The sequence below is a fragment of the Pantoea ananatis PA13 genome, from assembly GCF_000233595.1.
GTDB lineage: Bacteria > Pseudomonadota > Gammaproteobacteria > Enterobacterales > Enterobacteriaceae > Pantoea > Pantoea ananatis.
Genome location: NC_017554.1, coordinates 1646363 through 1670777 on the forward strand (window position 1 = coordinate 1646363; position 24415 = coordinate 1670777).

Consider the following 24415-nt stretch of genomic DNA (forward strand, 5'->3'; position numbering starts at 1 on the left):
TGGGCGGCACGTGCAGGGCTAAACCCTGCAAAAGATGCGGAATTGTAGGCAGTGAGAAAAAGGAAGTAAATTGATCTAAATCAATCTAAATCAAATGACAGATATCGGCTTCCCAGCGATAGCCCATGCCGTACACGGCGCGGATGAAAGGCTGCTCGCTGTCCAGATTTTCCAGCTTCCTGCGCAGGTTCTTGATATGGCTGTCGATGGTGCGGTCGGTGACCACGCGATAATCATCATAAAGATGGTTTAACAGTTGCTCACGGGAAAAGACTTTCCCCGGCTCAAGGGACAGCGTTTTTAACAAACGAAATTCCGCAGGGGTTAAATCGAGCGGCTCATCGCGCCAGCTGGCCTGAAAGCGGCTTTCGTGTACTTTCAGCAGCGATGCGACCGGCGCGTCTTCTGGCGAGCGTTTGACGCGACGCAAAATGGTTTTGACGCGCGCAACCACTTCCCGCGGGCTGAACGGCTTACAGACATAGTCGTCTGCGCCAATTTCAAGGCCGAGCAGGCGATCGATCTCTTCCGTACGCGCGGTCACCATAATAATCGGCAGTTCAGAGTCGCGCCGGATTTCACGGCACAGCGTCAGCCCGTCTTTACCTGGCAGCATCAAATCCAGCAGGATAAGATCGGGCGGCGTCTGGTTAACATAATCCAGTACTTCATTGCCGTGCGCCAGGTGATGAGTCCGGTAGTTAGATGCCTGTAAATAATCAATCATCAGTTGTGCCAGCTTGGGTTCATCTTCAACCACAAGGATCAGCGGATATGCGTTTTCCTGATTCATAGTCTTCTAAACGGGAGGAACATAACGCAATTGTAGCGCGATTTTCAGTCCACCTAAATCAGCGTGCGTCGCGGTTATCGTGCCGCCATGCGCATCAACGATGTTTTTACAGATAGCCAGGCCCAGCCCCGAGCCGCCGCTGGCGCGATTGCGTGAACCTTCGGTACGGAAAAAACGCTCGAAAATTTTGGCCTGCTGCTCGCCATCCACCCCGGGTGCGCTGTCTTCAATGATGACTCGCCAGTATGGCGCGTCATACCAAAGACGTACCCGGACCTCGCCACCGGCATCGGTGTAACGCAGGCTGTTTTCCAGCAGGTTGATAAACAACTGCATCAGGCGATCGGGATCGCCAAAGAAAGGGGCTTCTTCAGGCATGTCCAGATGCAGCGTTAACTCATGAGCCCGGTAGCGCTCAGTAAAGTTGCCTGCGCTGACCTCAATAAGCTGCACCAGATCCGTCGCCTGCTTGCGGTAGGCCAGCGCGCCGACGTCAGAAAGAGAAAGCTGATGTAAATCGTCAACCAGCTTGGTTAACAGGGCAACCTCACTTTGCAATGAGGTAATGGCGTCGGGCGTCAGCTTACGAACGCCATCCTGCATGGCTTCCAGTTCACCGCGTAAAATAGCCAGCGGCGTGCGTAACTCATGGGAGATATCGGCCATAAATGCCCGGCGCATACTTTCATTTTTTTCCAGCGAACGGGCTAACAGGTTAAAGTCATGGGCCAACTGACCCAGCTCATCCTGACTGCTGACCTCAACCCGGGTGGCTAAATTCCCTTCGGCAAGATGATGCGTGCCGTCCACCAGCCTTTTGACCGGCGCCAGTAGGCCCCGCGCCATCAGCCAGGTCACCAGCGCGGCAAGCAGGGTAGAGAGGCCAACGATATACCAACTGGTTCGTCGCTGTTGCTGATCAAAATTAATATCGGTACTGCGCGTCAGGCGTTCAGGCGGGGAGCTGATTATCCAGCCCACGATTTTGCCGTTGCTGGTGGTGATGTTATGACGTATGCCTTCTGGCGGCACCTGTGAACGTGGGCCTACCATCACTTTGTACTGCTGATCGAGCACCCAGAACTGGGTTCGCCAGCCGTGCGGCGGAAGCTGATTACTGCTGTCGGGATTTTGTTCCAGCGATCGCAGCATGGTAAAAATCAGTCGGTCATTATTACGCAGAAAGTCCCAGTTGCCATGCTGCTCGTACTGATCGGCCAGCGCTGCACCCAGCAAATTCAGTCGCTGTTCATTACCACGTTTAATGTAGTCCACGAAGCCATGCTCAAAACTCAGCCTGACGCCCCAGTGCATGGTGATCAGCACCAGCATGCAGGTGGAGAAAATAGCCATAAACAGCTTGGCACCAATGCCAACGCGCAGAAACGATCTCATTCACTTCTCCGGCGTCGCAGATCGACGCTTTTACTCTCTTCTTTCGGAACGCGCCAGAACACCAGCGCAGGCAGAATAATAATCAGGGCCATACAGAGATAAACGTAGATAAAGGCCTGATGGCTTAGCCCGTGGTGCCCCAGCGCCGACTGGCCGAAGGCGCCCAGCAGCAGGCCCGCAACGGTAACGCCGATACTCATGGATAGCTGCATGATCATGGATAACAGACTGTTGCCGCTGGAGGCCAGTTCGTCAGGCAACTCCTTTAGCGTCAGCGTATTCATTGAGGAGAAGCGAATGGCATTCACCATGCCCTGCAGAAACAACACCAGCGGCAACATGGCCGTCCAGCCCAGCATCGCCACCAGCGGAAACAGTAAGACCACCAGCGCCAGGCCCACCGTCGATCCCACCAGCACGTTGCGGTAGCCAAACAGGTTAACGATACGGACTACGATGCGTTTCATGCCCATATTTCCCAGCACCATCGCAATCATCATCAAACCGGCATGAAACGGGCTGAAACCCATGCCGATCTGTAAAAAAAGCGGCGTCATAAACGGCAACATTCCGCTGCCGATGCGGCCCGCCAGGCTACCGAGTAAGCCAATAGAGAACACCCGATTATCAAACAGCTTCAGGCTAAACAGCGCATCGTCGTTATGGCGCGCATGTAACAGGTAAAACAGCAGTGACCCCATTCCTGTCAGAATCATCGCCGCCAGCAACAACGCAGAGCCGCCGCTGCTGCGCTGACCATCAAGGGCCAGCGTCAGGGTTGCCATACCGACTGCCAGCAGGATAAAACCCAGAAAATCGAAGCGTCGTGGCGGCATGGCGTAGTTGGGTAACAGCTTTAAGGTGGCGATGGCGCCGATCACACCAACCGGGATGTTAATCAGGAAAATCCAGTGCCAACTGGCATATTCCACCAGCACTCCGCCAAGCGCCGGACCCAGTAGCGGACCCACCTGGCCGGGCAGGGTGACGAATGTCATTGCAGACATATATTGATCGCGCGGCACAATGCGCATCACCGTCAGGCGACCCACCGGCACCATCATGGCGCCGCCGATGCCCTGCAGTACCCGCGCGACGAGCAGCTGATCCAGCGTGTTCGATAACCCACACATCAGCGACCCCAGGCTAAACAGAACGATGGCGCTAAAGAAGATATTTCTGACGCCAAACCGATCGGCCAGCCAGCCGCTCAGCGGCAGCGTCACCGCCACCGTTAACACATACGCGACAATGACCGAATGCATATGCAGCGGGCTCACGCCCAGATCCTGAGCCATTGACGGGATCGCCGTGTTGACGATCGTGGTATCCAGCGCCTGCATAAAGAAGCCAAAGGCGACAATCCATAACTGCCAACGGACAGTTACGCTCTGCATGATAGTGACCCCTTAATGCTGAGTGGCATTGATCGTCTGGGTGCGCTTTTTACGACGCAGTTTATCCATCATTAAGTACACCACCGGCGTGGTATACAGGGTGAGCAACTGACTCATGATCAGGCCACCCGCAATAGTAATGCCTAACGGCTGGCGCAGTTCCGCGCCATCTCCGCTGGTCAGCACCAGCGGGAGTGCGCCAAACAACGCTGCCAGAGTGGTCATTAAAATAGGGCGGAAACGCAGCAGGCAGGCCTGAAAAATGGCATCGCGCGGACTCAGGTTACCGTTGCGCTCTGCCTCAAGAGCAAAGTCCACCATCATGATGGCGTTCTTTTTCACGATCCCGATCAATAACAGAATACCGATCAGGGCAATCAGGCTGAACGGCGTATCAAACAGCGCCAGTGCCAGCAGCGCACCGACGCCCGCCGAAGGCAGCGTGGAAAGAATGGTTAACGGGTGCACATAGCTTTCATAAAGAATGCCCAGCACAATGTAGACCGCCGCAATGGCGGCCAGCATCAGCCACAGCTGGCTGCTCTGTGACTGCTGGAAAGCCTGCGCGGTACCGGCGAAGCTGCCACGCACGCTGGAGGGTACGCCCAGTGCGGTCATGGTGCGCTCAATGGCCTCCGACGCCTGCGACAGCGAAACGCCTTCTGGCAGGTTAAAGGAAATGGTTGATGCGGCAGACAGCCCCTCGTGGTTGACCGACAAGGGTGCGTTAGCCGGTTGCCATTTGGCGAACCAGGCGAGCGGAATCGGTTTGCCCTCGCTGTTGATCACAAACATCTGATTCAGGGCGCTAATGTCCTGGGTGTAACGGGGATCCACTTCCATGACGACCTTGTACTGGTTCAGCGGCTGATAAATAGTGGAAATCTGCCGCTGCCCAAAGGCATCATTTAACAGGGCGTTGGCTTCTGAAACGTTGATCCCCAGCCGGGCCATGCTGGCGCGGTCATAGGTCAGTGCCATTTCACTGCCCTTATCCTGTTGGTCGGAGTTGACGTCAGCCAGTTCCGGCAGGGCAGTAAAGGCCTGACGGATTTTAGGTTCCCAGGTGCGCAGCGCAGCAAGGTCGTCTGACAGCAGCGAGTACTGATAGCTGGCATTGGCTTCGCGACCGCCCACCCGGATATCCTGCACCGCATTAAGATACAGATTGGCACCGGGTTCGTTCGCCAGTTTGGCACGCAGGCGGGCAATCACCGCCTGCGCCGTGTCTTTCCGTTCAGACAGGGGTTTTAGAGAAATAAACATCAACCCCATGTTGGTACGCATGCCGCCGGTAAAGCCCACCACGCTGGAAACGTCCGGATCGGCGCCAACAATTTTCATGAAATCTTCCAGCTTGCCGCGCATCGCCTGGAACGAAATACTTTGGTCGGCCGAAATAAAGCCAGACAGGCGGCCGGTGTCCTGCTCGGGCAGGAAGGTTTTGGGAATACTGATAAACAGCCATACCGTCAGAGCCACGGTGCCCACCAGCAGGAGCAGCACCCAGCGGGCATGATTGAGCACAACGGTCAGCGAGCGGGCATAACCGCGCTGAACCGCCAGCAGCAGCCGTCCAACGCCCCGTCGCTGAGGTTGACTGCGCGGCGCGTGGGGTTTGAGCAGATAAGCACACATCATTGGCGTGAGCGTGACCGAGACAAACAGGGAAATCAGAATGGCGACCGACAGGGTGATTGAGAATTCGGCAAAAAAGCGACCAATCAATCCGCCTGTCATGAGCAGCGGCAGGAAGACCGCGATTAAGGAGAGGCTCATCGACAGCACGGTAAAGCCGACTTCACGCACACCTTTCAGTGCGGCCGCCATCGGTTTCATCCCGGCTTCCACATGGCGGGCGATGTTCTCCAGCACCACAATCGCATCATCCACCACAAAACCCGTGGCGATCGTCAGGGCCATCAGCGACAGGTTATTCAGGCTAAAGCCGCACAAATACATTGCGGCGAAGGTGCCGATCAGGGATACCGGCACGGCAACGGCGGGGATCAGCGTGGCGCGGCCGGAGCGTAAAAACACGAACACCACCAGAATGACCAACGCAACGGCAATCATCAGCGACTGCTCCACTTCCTCAAGAGAGGCGCGGATGGTAGGGGAGCGGTCCTGAGCCACCTCAAGGTTGATGGCAGCCGGAATGATCTCGTGCAGTTCGGGCAGTTCGGCACGAATGCGATCCACCGTTTCAATCACGTTCGCATCGGCGGTTTTTCGTATCACCAGTAACACTGCCGGTTTACCGCGCGACATCCCGGCGTTGCGCACATCCTGGACTGAATCCTGCACCGTGGCAACATCCGACAGGCGCACCGCCGCGCCGTTGTTGTAGTGCACCACCAGCGGCTGATATTCACTGGCAGTTTGTAGCGCATCGTTAGTGCGCAGCTGCCAGCGCTGCTGGCCGTCTTCCACCGCGCCCTGAGGGCGGCGCTGGTTGGCGTTGGAAATCGTCTGCCGTACTGCATCCAGCGAAACGCCCTGGTTAAACAGCGCCTGCGGATTCAACGCCACGCGCACCGCAGGCAAAGAGCTGCCGCCCACGGTCACATCGCCCACGCCGTTAATCTGCGACAGCTTCTGCGCCAGCTGTGTGGACGCGTAATCGTAAAGCTGAGCCGGGCTGTACAGATCTGAGGTCAGCGTCATGATCATGATCGGTGCATCAGACGGGTTCGCTTTGCGGTAGGTCGGGCGCGAAGGCATTCCCGTGGGAAGCAGACTCTGCGCGGCATTGATCGCCGCCTGCACATCCCGCGCCGCGCCGTTGATGTCACGATCGAAATCGAAAACCATAATGATGCGGGTCGATCCCAGGGAGCTGGTGGAGGTCATCTCACTCACGCCCGCGATGCGGCCCAGCGAGCGCTCCAGCGGCGTGGCAACCGAGGAGGCCATGGTTTCCGGCGAGGCACCGGGCAGAGAAGCCGACACCATTATGACCGGAAAATCCACCTGCGGCAGCGGCGCGACCGGCAGCAGGCGGAACCCCAGTATCCCCGCCAGCGCAATCGCCAGCGTGAGCAGCGTGGTGGCTACTGGCCGATGGATGAACAGCGCAAAGAACTTCACGACGGTTCCTCCGTGTGACCGATGCGGCGACGCAGATTGTGCGCCAGACGGTCAAACAGCAGATAAATCACCGGTGTGGTAAACAGGGTCAGAACCTGGCTCAGTATCAGGCCGCCGACCATGGCAATCCCCAGCGGTTGCCGTAATTCTGCGCCAACGCCGGTGCTGAGCATCAGCGGTAACGCCCCCAGCAGCGCCGCCAGGGTGGTCATCAGAATGGGGCGGAAGCGCAGCAAACAGGCCTGGTAAATGGCGTCATAGGGCTTCATGCCCTGTTCCCGCTCGGCGGCCAGGGCGAAGTCAATCATCATGATGGCGTTCTTTTTCACGATACCAATCAGCAAAATGATGCCGATGATCGCCACAATATCCAGCTCGTTACCGCTTATCATCAGGGCCAGCAGCGCACCTACGCCCGCAGTAGGTAGCGTTGAAAGAATGGTAATGGGATGGATAAAACTCTCATACAGGACGCCCAGGACGATGTACATCGCCACGACCGCCGCCACAATCAGCCATACCGTGCTGGTCAATGCGGCCTCAAAGGCCAGCGTGCTGCCCTGGAACTGGGTCATCACCTCTGACGGCATGCCAAGCTGTTCCTCGGCCTGGATGATGGCTTTTGTTGCGTCTTCCAGAGAGTAGCCTTTTGCCACATCAAACGAGAAAGTGGCAGACGGAAACTGGCTCAGGTGATTGATCGTTAAGGGCGCATGGCGTTGCTCAATACTGGCGATAGCATTAAGGGGAACGCTGCCGCCATCGGTACTGGTCAGGCGAATGCCATCCAGACTTTGCAGGCCCTGGATCGCGCTGTTGTCCTGTTCCAACACCACGCGGTACTGATTTGCCTGGGTATAAATGGTGGAGATCAGCCGCTGACCAAAGGCGTCGTAGAGCGCATTGTCCACATCTGCCATGCTGATGCCCAACCGGCTGGCGCTGTCGCGATCGACCTTGATATAGGCTTCCAGGCCCTGATCCTGCCAGTCGCTGCTGACATCACGCAGCGCGGGCAGTTTCTGCAAGGCACTTACCAGCGCGGGCACCCAGGTGCTGAGTGAGTCCAGCGACCCGGACTGCAGCGTGAACTGATAGGGCGTTCGACTGGCCTGGGTATCGATTGTCAAATCCTGAACCGCCTGCAGCCATAACGTCACGCCGGGGATCTTGCTGACTTGCTGTTGCAGGCGTTGCTGAATCTCAGGAATACGTTCGCTGCGCGCATCCAGCGGTTTAAGGTTTATCTGCAACCGGGCACTGTTAAGGGATGGATTGGTGCCGTCCACGCCCACAAACGAGGTGAGACTTTGCACCGCCGGATCTTTCATAATCACCGAGGCGACGTCGCGGGTGCGTTCCGCCATACTGGCATAGGACACCGACTGCGGGGCCTGCAGGGTGCCCTGAATAATGCCGTTGTCCTGCTGCGGGAAAAACCCTTTGGGAATGGCGATCCATAACAGCACGGTAAGCAGCAGGGTTCCCAGCGCCACGGACAGCGTCAGCCAGGGATGATTGAGCACCCGGCTCAGCCCCCGGCCGTAAACCGCGATGATACGATCAAACATCGCTTCGCTGGCGCGGGAAAAGCGGTTCTGCCTGCGCAGTGATTCGGCGCTGAGCATGCGTGCACACATCATCGGCGTCAGGGTGAGCGACACCACGGCCGAAATCAGAATCGCCACCGCCAGCGTGACCGCAAACTCCCGGAACAGACGACCAATCACATCGCCCATAAACAGTAACGGGATCAATACCGCAATCAGTGAAAAGGTCAGCGAGATAATGGTAAAGCCGATTTCGCCGGCGCCCTTCAGGGCGGCGGTCATGGGTTTTTCGCCTTTCTCGATATAGCGTGAGATGTTCTCGATCACGACGATGGCATCATCCACCACAAAGCCTGTGGCGATGGTGAGCGCCATCAGCGTCAGGTTGTTGATCGAAAACCCCAGGAAGTACATCGCGGCGAAGGTGCCGATCAGCGACAGCGGCACCGCCACGGCCGGAATAATGGTTGCAGGGACGTTGCGAAGAAACAGGTAGATAATCATCACCACCAGCCCCATCGCCAGCATCAGTTCATGCTGTGTGTCAGTGACCGACGCGCGAATATTGGTGGTGCGGTCTGTCACCAGCTTCACGTCTACGGATTTAGGCAGGCTGGCAATCAGCGACGGCAGCATGGCACGAATGTTATCGGCCGTGGCGATAATGTTGGCACCGGGTTGGCGCTGCACATTCAGCACGATAGCCGGTTCACGATTAGACCAGGCCCCCAGCCAGCTGTTTTCTGCGCCCTGATCGATGGTCGCCACGTCGGCCAGCCGCACCGGGGCGCCATTTTTATAACTGACGATCAGCTGGCGATAATCCTCCACGGATTTCATCTGATCATTGGCGGAAAGGGTGACCGAGCGGGTAGGGCCATCCAGGCTGCCTTTCGCGGAGTTAACGTTAGCATTCGTGATGGCCGTACGTACCGCTTCACTGGTCAGCCCCATAGCGGCCAGTGCCTGGGTGTTCATTTTCACGCGCACGGCGGGACGTTGACCGCCCGTCAGCGTGACCAGACCAACGCCCGTGACCTGGGATATTTTCTGTGCCACGCGCGTTTCCACCATATCCTGCACCTGGGTTAATGGCATGCTGGTTGTGGTGACGGCCAGGGTCATGATCGGCGGATCGGCCGGGTTCACTTTGCTGTAAACCGGCGGGTTAGGCAGATCGTTGGGCAGCAGGTTGCTGGCGGAGTTGATCGCCGCCTGCACTTCCTGCTCTGCCACGTCGAGCGGCAGGGTCAGCTGAAACTGCAGAGTAACGATGGAGGCGCCGCCAGAACTTTGTGATGCCATCTGCTTGAGTCCGGACATCTGGCCGAACTGACGTTCAAGGGGCGCGGTAATCGAAGAGGTCACCACATCCGGGCTGGCCCCGGGATAGAGAGTAACGACCTGAATGGTGGGATAGTCCACTTCCGGCAGGGCGGAGACCGGCAAAAAGCGGTAACCCAAAATCCCAGCCAGAAGAATGGCGATCATCAGTAAGGTCGTTGCGACCGGACGCAGGATAAACTGGCGTGACGGCCCTCCGCTGTGGTCAGGAGGCATAACCTGCATTACTCAGATTCCCCTTTTGACGGCAAGCTGGCACGGGTCTCTTTTGTGGCGCGACTCTGCGCGGCAACCACTTCGACTTTTGCCCCTTCCGTCAGGCGGTCCAGCCCGTCGGTAACGACGCGGTCGCCTGCGTTGAGTCCGGCGCTGATCACCACTTTTTGGCTGTCCTGCAGTCCGGCGGTTACGCTTTTCTTACTGACCTTGTCTTCATTGTTGATCACCCAGACAAAGTGGCCTTCATTGCCCATTTGCAGCGCGGCGGCAGGAATAACCACTGCATCCTGCAAGGTATTCACCTTCAGCCGGGCGTTGACGAACTGGTTCGGGAAGAGCAGGTCATCCTGATTATCAAAGCGCGCTTTGATTTTGATCGTACCGGTCGTGGCGTCGATCTGGTTATCCAGACTGAGCAGCTTACCGCGGGTGATTAAATGTTGATTGCTGCGATCCCAGGCTTCTACCAGCAAGGGTTCACCACTTTTCTGCGCCTGCATGATCTGACTAATATTATTCTCAGCGACGCTGAACACCACGTCCACCGGATGCGTTTGCGTAATCACCACTAAGCCATTGGTATCGCCGCTGGTAATGTAGTTGCCAATATCAACCTGCTTCAGGCCTACACGGCCATCAATCGGCGAGGTGATGCGGCTGTAAGTCAGATTCAGTTGGGCGCTGGCAACACTGCCTTCGTCGGCTTTAATGGTGCCCAGGGTTTCACTGACCAGGGCGTTCTGCGTGTCCAGATCCTGCTGAGACACCAGCGACGTTTTCGCCAGTTTTTGATAACGGGCTAAATCGCGGCGTGCGTTAGCCAGAGTTGCCTGATCGCGTGCCAACTGGCCCTGTGCCTGCATGAGCGCAACCTGATAGGGGCGCGGGTCAATCTCCGCTAACAACTGCCCGGCTTTGACCTGCTGACCTTCCGTGAAGTGGATAGACATCAGGTTTCCATCAACCCTGCTGCGGACCGTCACGGTATTGGCGGCCGTCACGGTGCCTAACCCGTTAAGGTATTGCGGCACACTTTCTGTCACCGCGCTGGCCGCCTGAACGGGAGCCAGCGGTTTGTGCGCGCCATTGCCTCTTTTGCCATGTGCTGACTGACCAGACAGGTCACCGTCGCTGCTGGGCTGTGCCGGATGTTTCCACCAGTAAAAGCCGCCTGCGGCTACGGCAATGACCACCAGCACAATCAGACCTTTTTTCATAACAGGGTATCGGTTGTTCATTGTTGTTGTTGCTCTCCAGCTATGTCTTTCCAGGGCGCGGGCTTAAACGGTAGCCTGCAAACCACGAATTGTAGTCGTCCCTGCCGGTAAAAATTTGAAGGAATTAAGGATATCTGTCAGCACAGCGTAATTATGTTCTTTTTCTGAACAGACGTGGCCGTTTAATTGCCGTCCGTCAACAGAATGCGTTTCATAAAGTTTGCCACAGGATAACGGGTGATGAGCCGCTGTTGTCAGGAAATAACATGTTGAAATTTGATGAAGGGCAACACGGGTAAACGTCAGAGAGGCAATGTTCGCCAGGCGATAGTGATGCGCGGGGGCATCCGCCTGCCTTTTGCCCGCAGGGAGGCGGGCAAAAGGCATGGCTGGCACAGGACGGTTCCGCCTGTGCCGGTAGGTCAGGCAAACATAACCTCTGCCCAGCGCGCCAGGCCGGCGGTCACCGAGGCAAAGTCGTCTCCTCCCGCTATTGGTGTGTCTGGCAGGGCCTGCTGGAGCGCCGCGCGCAAAAGTGGGGAACGGGCACTGCCGCCGGTGAGATAAATCACCTCGGGTTTGATATGGCTGGTCGCCAGCGCCAGATGAACCTGCTCCAGAATCTTCTCCAGCGGCTGGCCGATCGCCTCCTGCAGGGTCGCGACGCTGATCTCGGCCTGTAAGCCGGAGGTAACAAAATCCAGTGACGCCGCAAACGCAGGGCGCTCAGACAGCGCGATCTTGCTCTCTTCCGCCGTGCGGACCAGGCGATAACTCAGCTTCTGTTGCCAGACTTTAAGCAGGTGAGCCACGGCGGCAGGATTTTCTGCATCGCGCACTAAATCACGCAGCAGCTTGCCGCAGGCGGCGCTGTAGAAATCGCTTTGTGCCGGCACGTCGTTCACCGCCACCGCATTCCACCAGGGCAGGGCAGGCAGGGCGGTGCCTTTTTGAGTGTTGCCGCCCGCGCCGAGCAGGGGCATCAGAGCTTTAAACGCCAGCATAATATCTAAATCGTTACCGCCAACGCGGCAGCCGCTGTGACCCAGCAGGCTTTCACGCCGGTCTGACAGGTTGCGCCATTGCGGGCCCATCAGCAGCATTGAGCAGTCGGTGGTGCCCCCGCCAATATCGACAACCAGTACGCGGGTCTCTTTTTCCAGTGTCGCTTCAAAATCCAGGCCCGCCGCGACCGGCTCGAACTGAAATTCGACATCCCGAAAGCCGGCGCGTTTGGCCGCACGAAGCAGAATGCCCTGTGCCTGTTGATTCGCGTCTTCGCTGCCTAATCCCTGAAAGTTGACCGGACGGCCGATGACCGCCTGGTCGATAGGCTGCTGGGTCTGCGCTTCACCCTGCTGGCGAATGTGCAGCATCATGGCGCACACCAGATCCTCAAAAAAGGCAATCTGCTGCGGTTTCAGGCCGGTTGCGCCCAGAAAGGATTTGGGGGATTTAACAAACCAGACATCTTCTGGATCGACCATGTAATGCTGAAGTGCGGTCAGGCCGAACTGCACGCTGTCAGGTAAGACATCAATATCTTCTTCACGATTGTAGCGCAGGGCCCGCTGCAGCAGCGCGGTGCTTTCCTGTTCCGGTGTTGCAACCTGATGATGGCGGTGAAGCCATTCCGTCACCGCTTCACGCGTTGGGGAGCAAATCATGGACGGCAGCAGGCGTTGGCCATTCTCCAGCGCTAACAAACGCGGCGCGCCTTTTTCACTGACTGCAATTGAGCAGTTAGCCGTACCGTAATCAAATCCAATGAACATTTTTCGCCCCCAGGCCGGAAAAAAGGGGGCGACTTTAGCGCAGCTGATCGGTCGTGGCAAGCGGTGAGCGGCAGAATTAGCGAATAGCGAAAAGGGGGGCTTCCGCAAGTCTGCTCATTGGCTGGCGTTCCGCAACGGCACTGCCCCAAACGCCGTCCACTTCAAGGCTGGTCAGCGTGGTGAGCACCGCGGGAACGGACACCGGGCCGGCAAGCAGGGTGATATCACGCTGGCTGGTCTGGCTCTGAATAATGGAGATTAGCATCTCATCCATCAAATTGTTGTGCAGGTTAGCCACCAGTTCCGGGGACAGGATCAGGCAGTCCACCACTTTACCGGTCAACTGGTTAAAGGCATCCAGATTGCGGCCGAAATGCTGCAACACGATGCGGCAGCCCGCCTGGCGCAGTTTCATCAATGCACCGATCAGGCCATCGCCGCTGGAAAGCACGCTGGAGGCGTTAAGCGCGATCCCGCTATGGCTGCGGGCAAGACCGGATTCGGCGAAGCGCAGGCAGAGATTGTCAACGAAAGCCGGATCGTACAGTGCGTGCACATCGAGAGGCAAAATCAGTGCGATACCTTTTTGGCTCATCGTTGCAATCTGCTGGCGGAAGAAGGCATTAACAATATTGTCTTCAAGCCGGCGTTTCAGCATATCGTCAGTCAGGTTATTACGTAGCAGATGCTCATCAATGAGTAACCCTTCTGGCGAAAATAGCTGAACCTCAACCAGCCAGACGCTGGCGGAATGCGGCTTGCCAGGCGGCGCAACGGCCCATACCTGCATGTCCACTTGTAAGGCATCCAGGGTCGCGAGATCCACGGAGTGATGGCTTCCCATTAGCGCCAGCGCATGCTGCTCATACACCTTATACCGACCCCGCCCACTCCGCTTGGCGTTGTAACAGGCAATATCTGCCTGAGACAGCACATCGCTACTCTGACAGTTCTGCGCGTTGATTTGGGTTATGCCTGCGCTGGCACCGACCTGATAGGCGCGCCCCAGCCATTCAAAACAGTAGTCACCGACCGCGCGAACGATGTCCTGCACCACGTCGCGAGCCTGATCCAACGAACATTCGGGCATCAACACGGCAAATTCATCCCCGCCCAGGCGGGCCAGGAAATCGCTCCCGCGCAGGCGATGGCGCATTAAATCCGACAGTTCGCTCAACAGGGCGTCCCCGGCTGCGTGGCCAGCGCTGTCGTTCACCGCCTTAAATTTATCCAGATCGATAAAGACCAGAACGTGCTGATTCTGATGCTCGACGGCGTCGGACAGTAACCGCTTGAGCTGCAGTTCAAAGCTGGCACGATTAGGTAACCGGGTCAGCGTATCGTGCAGTGCGCTGTAGCTCAGACGCTTCATCACTTTACGTGACTCACTGACGTCCTGTATCACCATCACCGCTCCACGCTCGGTACCTGATTCAGATTTCAGCGGCGTTATACTGTAATGAATATCAATATGCTCGCCATTGAGCGTGTGCAGCACCCACTCCTCAGAGAGATAGGGCGCGGTTTTTTCAGACGGCACATGGCACAGCAGCAGATTATCGACTTCAGGGCCATGACGACCGTGCGTGATATGCAGCAGTTCGTTTACCGGTTTGCCCGCCGCCGCCTCTTGTGACCAGCCTGTCATTTTTTCCGCGACCGGGTTCATAAAGGTCACGCACATGTCCTGATCGGTACTGATAACGGCCTCTCCGATCGAGTCGAGCGTGATCATCATGCGCTCTTTTTCCTGAAACAGCGCCTCATTCAGGTTCCGTAATGAGGTGATGTCCTGAGAGATACCCAAAATGCGTTCGATACGGCCTTCTTTACTGAGCAGGCGGTTTGCCTGAGAACGGATCCAGTGCTGCCCGTCCTCCCGTACCACCCGGTACTCCATCTGGAAGGAACTGCTTTTCTCAATGGCACCCTGAATGGTGAGCACACAACGTTCGCGATCGTCGGGATGAACCAGCGTGACCCACAGATCGTAGCTGGGCAGTTCATGGGGCTTCATGCCAAACAGCGCATACATGCGTTTATCCCACAGAACTTCGCCGCTGGTCAGATTCCATTCCCATACGCCGATGCCGCCCGCCTCATTCGCAAGGGTAATGCGTTCCATCAGGCGTTTGTTCACCTGCTCACTCTGTTTCAGCTCAGAAATATCAATAATCTGCGCGATAAAATAGAGTGGTTGCTGCGCCTGATCGCGCACCAGGGAAAGCGTTAGCCGTACCCAGACGATTTCGCCGTCTTTGCGGAAATAACGTTTTTCCAGCGTATAAGAGTAAATCTCGCCCTGCAGCAGCTTTTCCAGTCGGCCCTGGACGTCGTAAAGATCATCCGGATGAGTGATTTGCTGGAACGTCAGTTGAGTCAGTTCATGTTCCGGATAGCCCAGCGTGTCACACAGGGATTTATTAACCTGAAGCCATCGGCCTTCAGCAGAAACCAGCGCCATGCCAATCGCGGAATACTCCATGGCATGACGGAAACGGGTTTCGCTCTCACTGATATGGCGCTTCTCATGCCGAAAGGCATCCATCACTAATGCCATGATATGACAGGGAATTAAGACCATCAAAAACGGAAGCCAACTGCTTATCACCGCATAGGTGCTGGCGGCCGTTGGCGTGACGTTAATCCAGCCCAGTGACAGCAGCAGTGCCATAAAGCTGGCGTTAACAAAAAACAGCACAAAGGCTTCCACCTTCGGCAACCGCACGGCACACCAGAACAGCACTACTAAAATAAAAGTAAAAGGCCAGGGTAAAAACCGCAGCGACAGGTAGCTGGCAGTAAGCGTCAGGGCCAGCGTGATGAGCGTCTCTACCAGAGACGCGCGTTTCAGGCCATTCTGCGACAGCGGCCAGGTCAGCAACAGTAAAACCGGCCCGAGCGCTAACATGCCGATAATTTCCGAAATGACCCAGGTGTAAAAGAAAGCAAATGAGGCCTGATCTCCAACCTGCAGTATCCACAGCGCGAGTACGCCGCCAACCAGGGGCGAAATCAGGCCGGTAGCGATAACAAAGCGGATCCAGTCATTGAGCGAAACCAGCGGCGCCTCACGGTCAAGCAACGCGCGCAGTAACAGCCCGCCCAGTATGGCCTGCAGCAGATTAAGCAGGGCAAATTTCAAATTAGAGGGGGCGGGACCGATAATGAAGGCATTTGCCAGTGCCGTACCGATAAGGCAGGCGATGAGTAACAGGGGGAGCTGGCGAGACGTGCTGCGAAACACCACGATGGTCATCAGTGCCGTCGAGAACCAGAGCGGTGAAATTTTACCGCTAACCACAATCAGCTCAAGGCAAAATAGCGTCAGGACGAAGGAAGCCAGGCCAAGCCAGCAGGCGTTTAGCCACTTTTTAGGTGATTTATCTGACGAGGCCAGTGTCTCAACGATCATTAATCGATCCAGCAGAGGGCAAAATAGTGCAATGGCATGCGCTGCATCGCCATTGTCATTCGAAGAATGCTAGCACATTTGATAGAAAAAACAGGGGGGAAATCATTAAATTGCGTTATTCGTTGGATTGAATGGCTCGCGGAAGCACGAGCCACCATGTGCATTATTCCCGGAAAAGATCGGCCCGGGTGTAAGGTTTTTCCATGCCAGCCAGACGGGCAGAAAACTGCGCCAGGAACTGTTGTGTGGTGGCAATCCGACCGTGACCCAGCAGCAGAACCGGCACCAGCAGCGCAGCGGCGATTTGCGGCAAGCTGAACCCTTTAAGTGCCGTCTCGCGCTGGGAAAGTAAAAACGCGGTACTCAGCGTAAAGCCCAGCAGCAGACCGGTAATGACCTCGCTGACGGAATGCGCATGGATAACCAGGCGCGAAACGCCAACCATTAAGGGAATCGCATAGCCCACGCCAATCGCCAGGCCGCGCCACAGGCTTGAGCAGCGCCCTGAGATTAACCAAAGCATAACCGGCCACAGGGTTGCTGACATCGCGCTGTGGCCGCTAAATCCCGTGAAGTTAAAGCGTGCGCTGCCAATACCAAAGCCAAGAAACAGTATTTTTGACACGCTGACCACCAGCCCGGCCAGGCCAAAGGCCAGAAGCCAGTACCACAGGGCGCGACGGTTATCGCTTTTCCACGGTAAAATCAGGGCAATAATCACCGCCGTGGGAATCAATAACATGCTGTCACCAAAATAGGTGAGGGTCTTCCAGAGCATAATCTTCCTTTCTTCTTCTTGGGCAAAATGCCCTTATTCATCGGCCATACCGAGCCCGACAGGTGCTGTGCGACGTTGTTCTGTGTGAAGCGGCTAGTTTATCGGTGAAACCATTCAGGTTAAAAGGGGAAAGTCTGAAAAGGGGGACGGTGCCATTTCTCTGGCATCAAAAGGCCGAAATCCCTATACTGAGCGCCAACTCACCCTCTCCGTTCAGCCCCATTAACTGGGTGCGCAGTTTGCGTACAGTTTCTGGCTCCAGTATCAGGTTTTTAAAAGTATGACTGACAAGTCCCATCAGTGCGTGATCGTTGGCATTGCAGGTGCATCTGCATCCGGTAAAAGTTTAATCGCCAGTACGCTCTATCGTGAAATTCGCGACCAGGTCGGCGATGAGCACATCGGCGTTATCCCTGAAGATGCCTATTATAAAGATCAAAGTCACCTCACCATGGAAGAGAGGGTTAAAACCAATTATGACCATCCCAGCGCGATGGATCATGATTTGTTATTGCAGCACTTACGTGCGGTAAAGGCAGGGCAGGACATTGAGTTGCCCGTTTACAGCTATGTTGAGCACACGCGTACTCAGGAAACGCTGCAAATTAAGCCTAAAAAAGTCATTATTCTTGAAGGCATTCTCCTGTTAACCGATGCGCGTCTGCGCCAGGAACTAAATTTCTCCATCTTCGTGGACACGCCGCTCGACATTTGCCTGATGCGACGTATGAAACGTGATGTCAATGAACGGGGGCGTTCAATGGATTCCGTCATGAGTCAGTATCAGAAAACGGTCCGCCCCATGTTTTTGCAGTTCATTGAACCCTCTAAACAGTACGCAGATATCATTGTGCCGCGCGGTGGTAAAAACCGTATTGCTATTGATATTCTTAAAGCCAAAATTAACCAGTTCTTCGAGTAGTTTACGTCTCAAAGGACGTGACGCGAGCAGGTTAAAAGCACAGATGCCGCCTGTTCGCTACACTTACTTCATGGAGTTACCGTAATGAGATTATGCGACCGCGATATTGAAGCCTGGCTGGATAGCGGGAAACTGGCGATCACGCCACGGCCACCGGTGGAACGGATCAACGGTGCAACGGTCGACGTACGTTTAGGCAATCAGTTCCGGACATTCAGCGGACATACCGCCGCGTTTATTGATCTGAGCGGGCCGAAGCACGAAGTGAGCGCGGCCCTGGATCGCGTGATGAGTGATGAGATCGTTCTCCCCGAGGGCGAGGCATTCTTTCTGCATCCCGGCGAGCTGGCCCTGGCGGTAACGCTGGAATCTGTGACCATTCCCGACGATCTGGTTGGCTGGCTGGACGGGCGCTCCTCGCTTGCCCGCCTGGGCCTGATGGTCCACGTGACCGCGCATCGTATCGATCCGGGCTGGCAGGGCCGTATCGTGCTGGAGTTCTATAATTCTGGCAAACTGCCTCTGGCACTGCGCCCGGGAATGCTGATTGGTGCGCTAAGCTTTGAACCGCTTTCGGGACCTGCCGCGCGTCCTTATAATCGACGTGAAGATGCTAAATATCGTGGCCAGCAGGGTGCTGATGCCAGTCGTATCGACAAAGATTAATTCATGAGGATGTGATGAGAAGAGTGATAACCACGCTGGCCATCTTACTGGTGGTGGTCGTAGCGGGATTAACAGCCCTGGTTATGCTGGTCAACCCCAACGACTTTCGCAGCTATATGGTGCAACAGGTCGAACAGCGCAGCGGTTATCAACTCACTATCAATGGCGATTTGCGTTGGCACGTCTGGCCTAAACTCAGCATTCTGGCCGGGCGCATGAGCCTGACCGCGCCCGGTGCAGCCCAGCCCGTGGTCTCTGCAGACAATATGCGGCTGGATGTGAATCTTCTGCCCTTGCTATCACATCAGCTGAGCGTGAGCCAGGTGATGCTGAAAAACGCGGTGGTGCAGGTCACGCCAGACAGTGCGGCGCAAGTACCGCAAAATGCCCCGCGCGGTCCGCACAACAGCGAGCCTGCGTCTTCAGACCGATGGTCTTTCGATATCGGCAAACTCCAGCTGTTGGACAGCCTGTTTATCTGGCAACAGCCCGGCGGCGATGCGTTCACCTTCCGTAATCTCAACCTGAATATGGAGCAGGATCAGTCGAGCCTGGCAACAGTCAATCTCAGCACCAGCCTGACGCGCAACCAGCGCACGGCGATGATCAATCTGAAGGGGCAATTTGATAAATCGCAGTATCCCCATCAGCTCAGTGGTCAGCTCGAACAACTGGATTACGCGTTGTCCGGGGCCAGCCTGCCACCGCAGGGCATTAAAGGTACGCTGAGCTTCCAGGGAAACTGGAATGGCGACAGAAATACCGTTGCCCTGTCCGATCTTAAGCTTAACGCCAACGACAGTGTTCTCAGCGGCAGCGCGCAGGGCGATCTTACGGCTCCGCAAAAGCTGTCTCTGGATCTTCATGCGACCTCACTGGATATGGATAACCTGCTTTTTATCTCTTCGTTAACTCAGCAGGTGAGTGGACAAAGCAGCCAGATTGCCCCTGCGCCGGTGATTGCAGACCAGCGCGAACCCACCAATGCGGACTCGCCGCTCAACGATATCGATCTGGACATAAAACTGCAGGCGGACAGCGCGGTCTGGCGAGGTCTTACGCTCTCAAAACTGGCTGTGGATGCGGTCAACCAACAGGGACTGATGACATTTAATACCTTGTCAGGAACGGTGGGGCAGGGGCGTTTCTCCGTTCCCGGCAGCATTGATATTCGTCAGCCCGTTACGCACGTCAGTTTCAAACCCGTGTTGAGTCAGGTTGATCTTCAGCCATTACTGAAGGCGTTGGCCCTGCCTCAGTCGCTGCAGGGAACCCTTGATCTTAACGGCGAGTTGGCCGGTGATAACCTCACCCTTGAGGACGCGAAACAGAGCTGGCAGGGCAAGGCGGATGTCCGTGTGAGCCATCTGAAACTGGCGCAAATTGACTTACAGCAGATGGTCCGTCGCGCGGTGGCGCGCGTGAGCGATCGCGTCAGCAGCGACGATCAGGTATTGGGACAGGGAATCGATCACATCAGCGGTCAGCTTGCGCTGAAGAACGGCCTCCTGTCCTTTAACCATCTCAGCGGCGAAAGCAAGCAGCTGACGTTACGTGGCGATGGGAGCGTCAACATGGTGCAGCAGCAGTTAGACGTTACATTGGGCTTGACGCTGAGCGGCTGGCACGGGGATGAAAAACTGGTTGCGGCCTTATCCGATCAGGTGATCCCGTTTCGCCTTTACGGCAGTTGGGAGAATCCGCAATATACGCTGCCGGTTGACGATATGCTGCGCGAGAAGCTGCAGAATGAGGCGAAATCGCGCCTGAATCAGTGGCTTAATCGTCAGCAATTAAAAGGAAATAACGCCACGCAGCCAGACTCGGCGCGCCCTTAAGGCGCGGCATGCTGTTGCATGTCAGGCTGCGGCAGAATTTCAACCTTCTGAACCCGGTGCTGTTCAACCTGCAGAGTACGTAAGCGGTAATCCCCCAGGAGGATCTCTTCACCTTCCTGGGGAATATTCTGCAGGCGATCCATCACTAGTCCGGCCAGCGTATGATAATTACGCTTCTCATCCAGCGGTAACGTCACGTACATCGCCAGATCCTCCAGCGGCATTTGGCCATTGGCAATCCAGCCACCCGACCCATTAGGCTGGATATCATAGCGGGCATCGGTTTCGCCTGCTTCATTTGGCAGATTTCCCGCAATGGTTTCCATTAAGTCGCTCAACGTGACCACGCCCTCTACCGAACCAAACTCATCGACCACAAATGCAAAATGTGTGTGACCCTGACGAAACAGCTCCAGCGCTTGTAACAAGGTGATGTGCTCGTGGAACACCAGGGGCTGACGAATCAGGCTGCGTAAATCAAGGGAGTGGTGATGCAGTGACTGATGGAGCAGATCGTTAACATGCACAATGCCGAGCGGCTCTTTGCTGTTGTCCGTAATAACGATGCGCGTATGCTGATTACGATCAAGGTTAGCCATGATCTCCGCCGGATCGTCGCTTAAATCAATGTGCTGAACATCGTGACGCGTCGTCATGATGGTGTTGACATGACGCTGCCCAAGCCCCATCACTCTGGCGATCATCACGCGCTCCTGGCGATTAAACAGCGCGACAGCCTCTCCATCGGCAATCATTGACGAGGTTTTTGCATCCAGTTCCGCCTGTTCGGCTTCGCCGCGTAACAGACGTAATACCGCTTCGGCAGTGCGCTGGCGTAACGGACGACCCGCCGACAGCACCTTGCGCCGGTTAAACTGTGCCAGCTGGTTCAGGGCTTCGATTAGCACGGAGAAACCGATCGCCGCATAGAGATAGCCTTTAGGAATAACAAAGCCAAAGCCTTCAGCCACCAGACTAAAGCCAATCATCAGTAAAAAGCTCAGGCACAGAATAACGATGGTCGGGTGACTGTTGACGAAACGGGTAAGGGGTTTACTGGCGAGCAGCATCAATAAAATCGCCACGGTAACCGCCACCATCATGACCGGCAGGTCGTTTACCATACCGACGGCAGTAATCACCGCATCCAGCGAAAAAATTGCGTCCAGCACCACGATCTGCGCCACGACAGGCCAGAATTTAGCGCCGCCTTTTTGTTGAGCGTTCTCCTCGTCCTGCCCTTCGAGCCGTTCGTTCAATTCGGTTGTCGCTTTGAACAGCAAAAACAGTCCGCCAAACAGCAGCAGCAGGTCGCGCGCGCTGAAGGCGTGATTAGCCAGCGTAATCAATGGCTGCGTCAGCGTGACCAGCCAGGACAGGGAGGCTAACAGCAGCAGTCGGCACACCAGCGCCATCAGCAGGCCAATCACCCGCGCGCGGTCGCGTGCGGCTGCCGGCAGCTTCTCGACCAGAATAGCGATAAAGACCAGGTTATCGATACCCAGTACCAGTTCAAGAACGATTAGCGTTACTAATCCTGCCCATAGCGAGGGATCGGCCAATACCTCCAGCATGCTTTATTCACCTGAATGTCTAAAAATAAGCTTTGTCTGATGATAGTGGAGAGATGGCCTTGGGACAAATAGCGAGCTTACAGGGTCTTTACGATTTAATTGAATAGCCCATACATTAATTACAGGATAATTCTTCAGCAGATTGATTAATGCGGCGGTGAAGGTAGCGCATAAAGGTTGCAGATTAATGTCACCGTATTTCTCATTCAGAGGAATTTCTTATGCGATTATTCCTGGTGCGAACATGGAATAAATCTGATTTTTTCCTACCTGAAAGCTGAAAATGAGCGGCTTCAATACTTATTACTGGTAGTCTTTTTCCTAAAATAGTCCGGGGATGGCGGGGTCTACTTGTAAACATGCCAGTAATAACTAGTATAGCAACGAGTTAGACAACGCCTGCGCCCGAATCTGTAATTTGCGCAATCAACCGCCTCGGTACGCAGCAGAATGTCAACGCATTCTGCACAAGGACGCTTTGTGCGCAATCGCGCGCGGCGCAGGGAGAAACAGAGGTTATCAGGGCGGTATTGGCAGCGACAGCCAAGGGCGGTAGCGTGTCTGCGTCACCGCTTCGGTTTGATATTTAATCAGCACATTGCTGATAAAGTCAGAGTAATCTGTTGGTATTGTGCACGGTATTATTGGTTTCATAGTCAATGACAATGGCGTAAATGCCGCAGGAGCTCCCCTCAGAAACGCTCGGGCTTAAGAGACAATGCTGGTCACTTAAGCGTCTGGTGTGGTGGGTTAAGGAAATAAAATAAAGAGTTAAATATGCGCGATAATGAATTTACGTTTAAAAGTCTTATCACCAAATTATTATTGGCTTGTTCTGATTTAATATGTTTCAACGCGGCATTATTTATCGCGATGATGCTAATTAATATGACATCTCCTTCACTGTTATCGGATATGTCTGATCGGGAATTTAATTTAAAAGTTGCTACACACATCTGTCTGTCAGTAATTTGCGTGGGCTGGTTTTGGGTCAGACTGCGCCATTACACCTACCGCAAACCGTTTTGGTTCGAATTAAAAGAAATTTTTCGTACCATTCTCATTTTTTCCGTCATTGAACTGTCGATCACGGCCCTGTCTCAATGGCAGATGTCGCGCTTTGTCTGGCTGTTAACGTGGCTTATCGCCCTGGTGGCAATGCCGGTGTGCCGCGCACTGTCCAAACGACTGCTGAATAAATACGGCCTGTGGAAGAAGCAGACCATCATTATTGGCAGCAATAAAAATGCCCAGGAAGCGTGGGAGGCTCTGCAAAGCGAAGAGGTTATGGGCTTTGAGGTTATTGCCTTCTATGACGTGGACGGATCCTGCCCGCAAGAGCTGATTTCGGGTATTCCGGTGCTGCGCGACGAGCAGGCGCTGTGGAGGCTCACTAACAGTGAAACCCAATTCATTGTGGCCGTTGAGTTTGAGCAAAGTCAGTATCGTGACATGTGGCTGAAATCGCTGGCGATGCATAACTGCCGCTCTGTTTCAGTGATTCCTACCTTACGTGGGGTGCCGCTGTACGGCACTGACATGGCTTATATCTTCAGCCATGAAGTCATGATCCTGCGTGTTCAGAATAACCTGGCCAAACGCACCTCACGCTTCCTAAAGCGCACGTTCGATATCTTCGGGGCACTCTCCATCATTTTGATGCTGTTACCGGCGCTGCTGGTGCTGGGATTCCTGGTGGGACGTGACGGCGGGCCGCCTATTTATGGTCACGAACGCGTCGGCCTGAACGGGCGTAAATTTAAATGCCTTAAGTTCCGTTCAATGGTGATCAACTCGAAAGAAGTGCTTGAGGAAGTCTTGCGAACCGATCCAGTTGCCCGTGCTGAATGGGATAAAGATTTTAAACTCAAAAACGATCCCCGTATTACTAAAGTCGGTCACTTTATTCGTAAAACCAGCCTTGATGAGCTGCCGCAGTTGTGGAACGTCGTACGCGGCGACATGAGCCTGGTCGGGCCGCGCCCGGTTATTGAAGACGAACTGGCGCGTTATGCGGGCGATGTCGATTACTACCTGATGGCAAAACCGGGTATGACCGGATTGTGGCAGGTGAGCGGCCGTAACGATGTGGATTATGAAACGCGCGTCTACTTCGACTCATGGTATGTAAAAAACTGGTCGCTGTGGAACGACATTGCAATTTTGTTCAAAACCGTGGGTGTGGTTTTGAAACGTGATGGTGCTTACTAGCCGCAAAAGAGCCTCTGTCAGCCGCGCGCCGAAGTGCCACTTCAGGTTCCGGCGGGCAGATTTCTCTAAAAAAAAGCGGTACGGCATTGATAAACCGAAATGTTCTGCTTTGCTTTATTCCGTTCCGGGTAAAGCGCGTGATGGGTACAAGACAGGAGCTAAGAATAATGAACGACATGTTCAGGGCCTGAGTCAGGATAGCCTACTTTTTTTCGAGCGCTTACACAGCGG

Annotated in this window: 14 protein-coding genes; 4 read left to right on the plus strand and 10 right to left on the minus strand. The window is 55.2% G+C overall.

Annotated elements, in window-relative coordinates; all coding sequences use genetic code 11:
* Positions 1 to 85: 85 nt before the first annotated feature.
* The 9 genes from baeR to PAGR_RS07815 all read right to left on the minus strand — a co-directional run bounded on the left by baeR (position 86) and on the right by PAGR_RS07815 (position 16973).
* The gene (gene baeR, locus PAGR_RS07770; protein ID WP_013026399.1) at positions 86 to 793 is read right to left on the minus strand and encodes an envelope stress response regulator BaeR; all 708 of its coding nucleotides are present in this window, start codon (positions 791 to 793) and stop codon (positions 86 to 88) included.
* A 6-nt stretch (positions 794 to 799) separates the two neighbouring features.
* Positions 800 to 2188, minus strand: coding sequence for an envelope stress sensor histidine kinase BaeS (gene baeS / locus PAGR_RS07775; RefSeq protein WP_013026398.1), 1389 nt, complete (start codon positions 2186 to 2188; stop codon positions 800 to 802).
* Positions 2185 to 3585, minus strand: a complete 1401-nt coding sequence (locus PAGR_RS07780) for an MFS transporter (RefSeq protein ID WP_013026397.1) — start codon at positions 3583 to 3585, stop codon at positions 2185 to 2187. Before PAGR_RS07780 ends, baeS begins: the two co-directional genes overlap by 4 nt.
* A 12-nt stretch (positions 3586 to 3597) precedes the next feature.
* On the minus strand, positions 3598 to 6675 hold the full coding sequence (gene mdtC, locus PAGR_RS07785) for a multidrug efflux RND transporter permease subunit MdtC (protein ID WP_013026396.1): 3078 nt from the start codon (positions 6673 to 6675) through the stop codon (positions 3598 to 3600).
* On the minus strand, positions 6672 to 9794 hold the full coding sequence (locus PAGR_RS07790; RefSeq protein ID WP_014605440.1) for an MdtB/MuxB family multidrug efflux RND transporter permease subunit: 3123 nt from the start codon (positions 9792 to 9794) through the stop codon (positions 6672 to 6674). The genes mdtC and PAGR_RS07790 overlap by 4 nt, the downstream gene beginning before the upstream one ends.
* A complete protein-coding gene (locus PAGR_RS07795) occupies positions 9794 to 11026 on the minus strand; it encodes an MdtA/MuxA family multidrug efflux RND transporter periplasmic adaptor subunit (RefSeq protein WP_014605441.1) in 1233 nt (410 codons plus the stop codon). Before PAGR_RS07795 ends, PAGR_RS07790 begins: the two co-directional genes overlap by 1 nt.
* Before the next feature lie 401 nt (positions 11027 to 11427).
* On the minus strand, positions 11428 to 12780 hold the full coding sequence (gene yegD / locus PAGR_RS07805; protein WP_014605443.1) for a molecular chaperone: 1353 nt from the start codon (positions 12778 to 12780) through the stop codon (positions 11428 to 11430).
* 76 nt (positions 12781 to 12856) lie between these two features.
* A complete protein-coding gene (locus PAGR_RS07810; protein ID WP_014605444.1) occupies positions 12857 to 16195 on the minus strand; it encodes a diguanylate cyclase in 3339 nt (1112 codons plus the stop codon).
* Between the two features lie 163 nt (positions 16196 to 16358).
* Positions 16359 to 16973 carry a phosphatase PAP2 family protein gene (locus tag PAGR_RS07815; protein ID WP_014605445.1) on the minus strand — a complete coding sequence of 205 codons (615 nt, stop codon included), beginning with the start codon at positions 16971 to 16973 and terminating at the stop codon, positions 16359 to 16361.
* Positions 16974 to 17253: 280 nt separating this feature from the next.
* On the opposite strand from PAGR_RS07815, the gene udk reads away from it, so the two are divergent.
* The 3 genes from udk (at position 17254) to asmA (ending at position 20399) form a co-directional block, all read left to right on the plus strand.
* Positions 17254 to 17895, plus strand: coding sequence for a uridine kinase (udk, locus tag PAGR_RS07820; RefSeq protein ID WP_013026389.1), 642 nt, complete (start codon positions 17254 to 17256; stop codon positions 17893 to 17895).
* 84 nt (positions 17896 to 17979) lie between these two features.
* Positions 17980 to 18561: a dCTP deaminase gene (gene dcd / locus PAGR_RS07825; RefSeq protein WP_014605446.1), complete on the plus strand. Its 582-nt coding sequence runs from the start codon at positions 17980 to 17982 to the stop codon at positions 18559 to 18561.
* 14 nt (positions 18562 to 18575) lie between these two features.
* On the plus strand, positions 18576 to 20399 hold the full coding sequence (gene asmA, locus PAGR_RS07830) for an outer membrane assembly protein AsmA (protein ID WP_014605447.1): 1824 nt from the start codon (positions 18576 to 18578) through the stop codon (positions 20397 to 20399).
* On the opposite strand, the gene PAGR_RS07835 is transcribed toward asmA, so the two are convergent.
* Positions 20396 to 21973, minus strand: coding sequence for a TerC family protein (locus PAGR_RS07835; RefSeq protein WP_014605448.1), 1578 nt, complete (start codon positions 21971 to 21973; stop codon positions 20396 to 20398). The genes asmA and PAGR_RS07835 overlap by 4 nt on opposite strands.
* A gap of 777 nt (positions 21974 to 22750) precedes the next feature.
* Here PAGR_RS07835 and wbaP point away from each other — a divergent pair.
* Positions 22751 to 24184 (plus strand): undecaprenyl-phosphate galactose phosphotransferase WbaP, encoded by a 1434-nt coding sequence (wbaP, locus tag PAGR_RS07840; RefSeq protein WP_013026385.1) that lies wholly within the window; start codon positions 22751 to 22753, stop codon positions 24182 to 24184.
* The last annotated feature ends 231 nt before the right edge of the window (positions 24185 to 24415 follow it).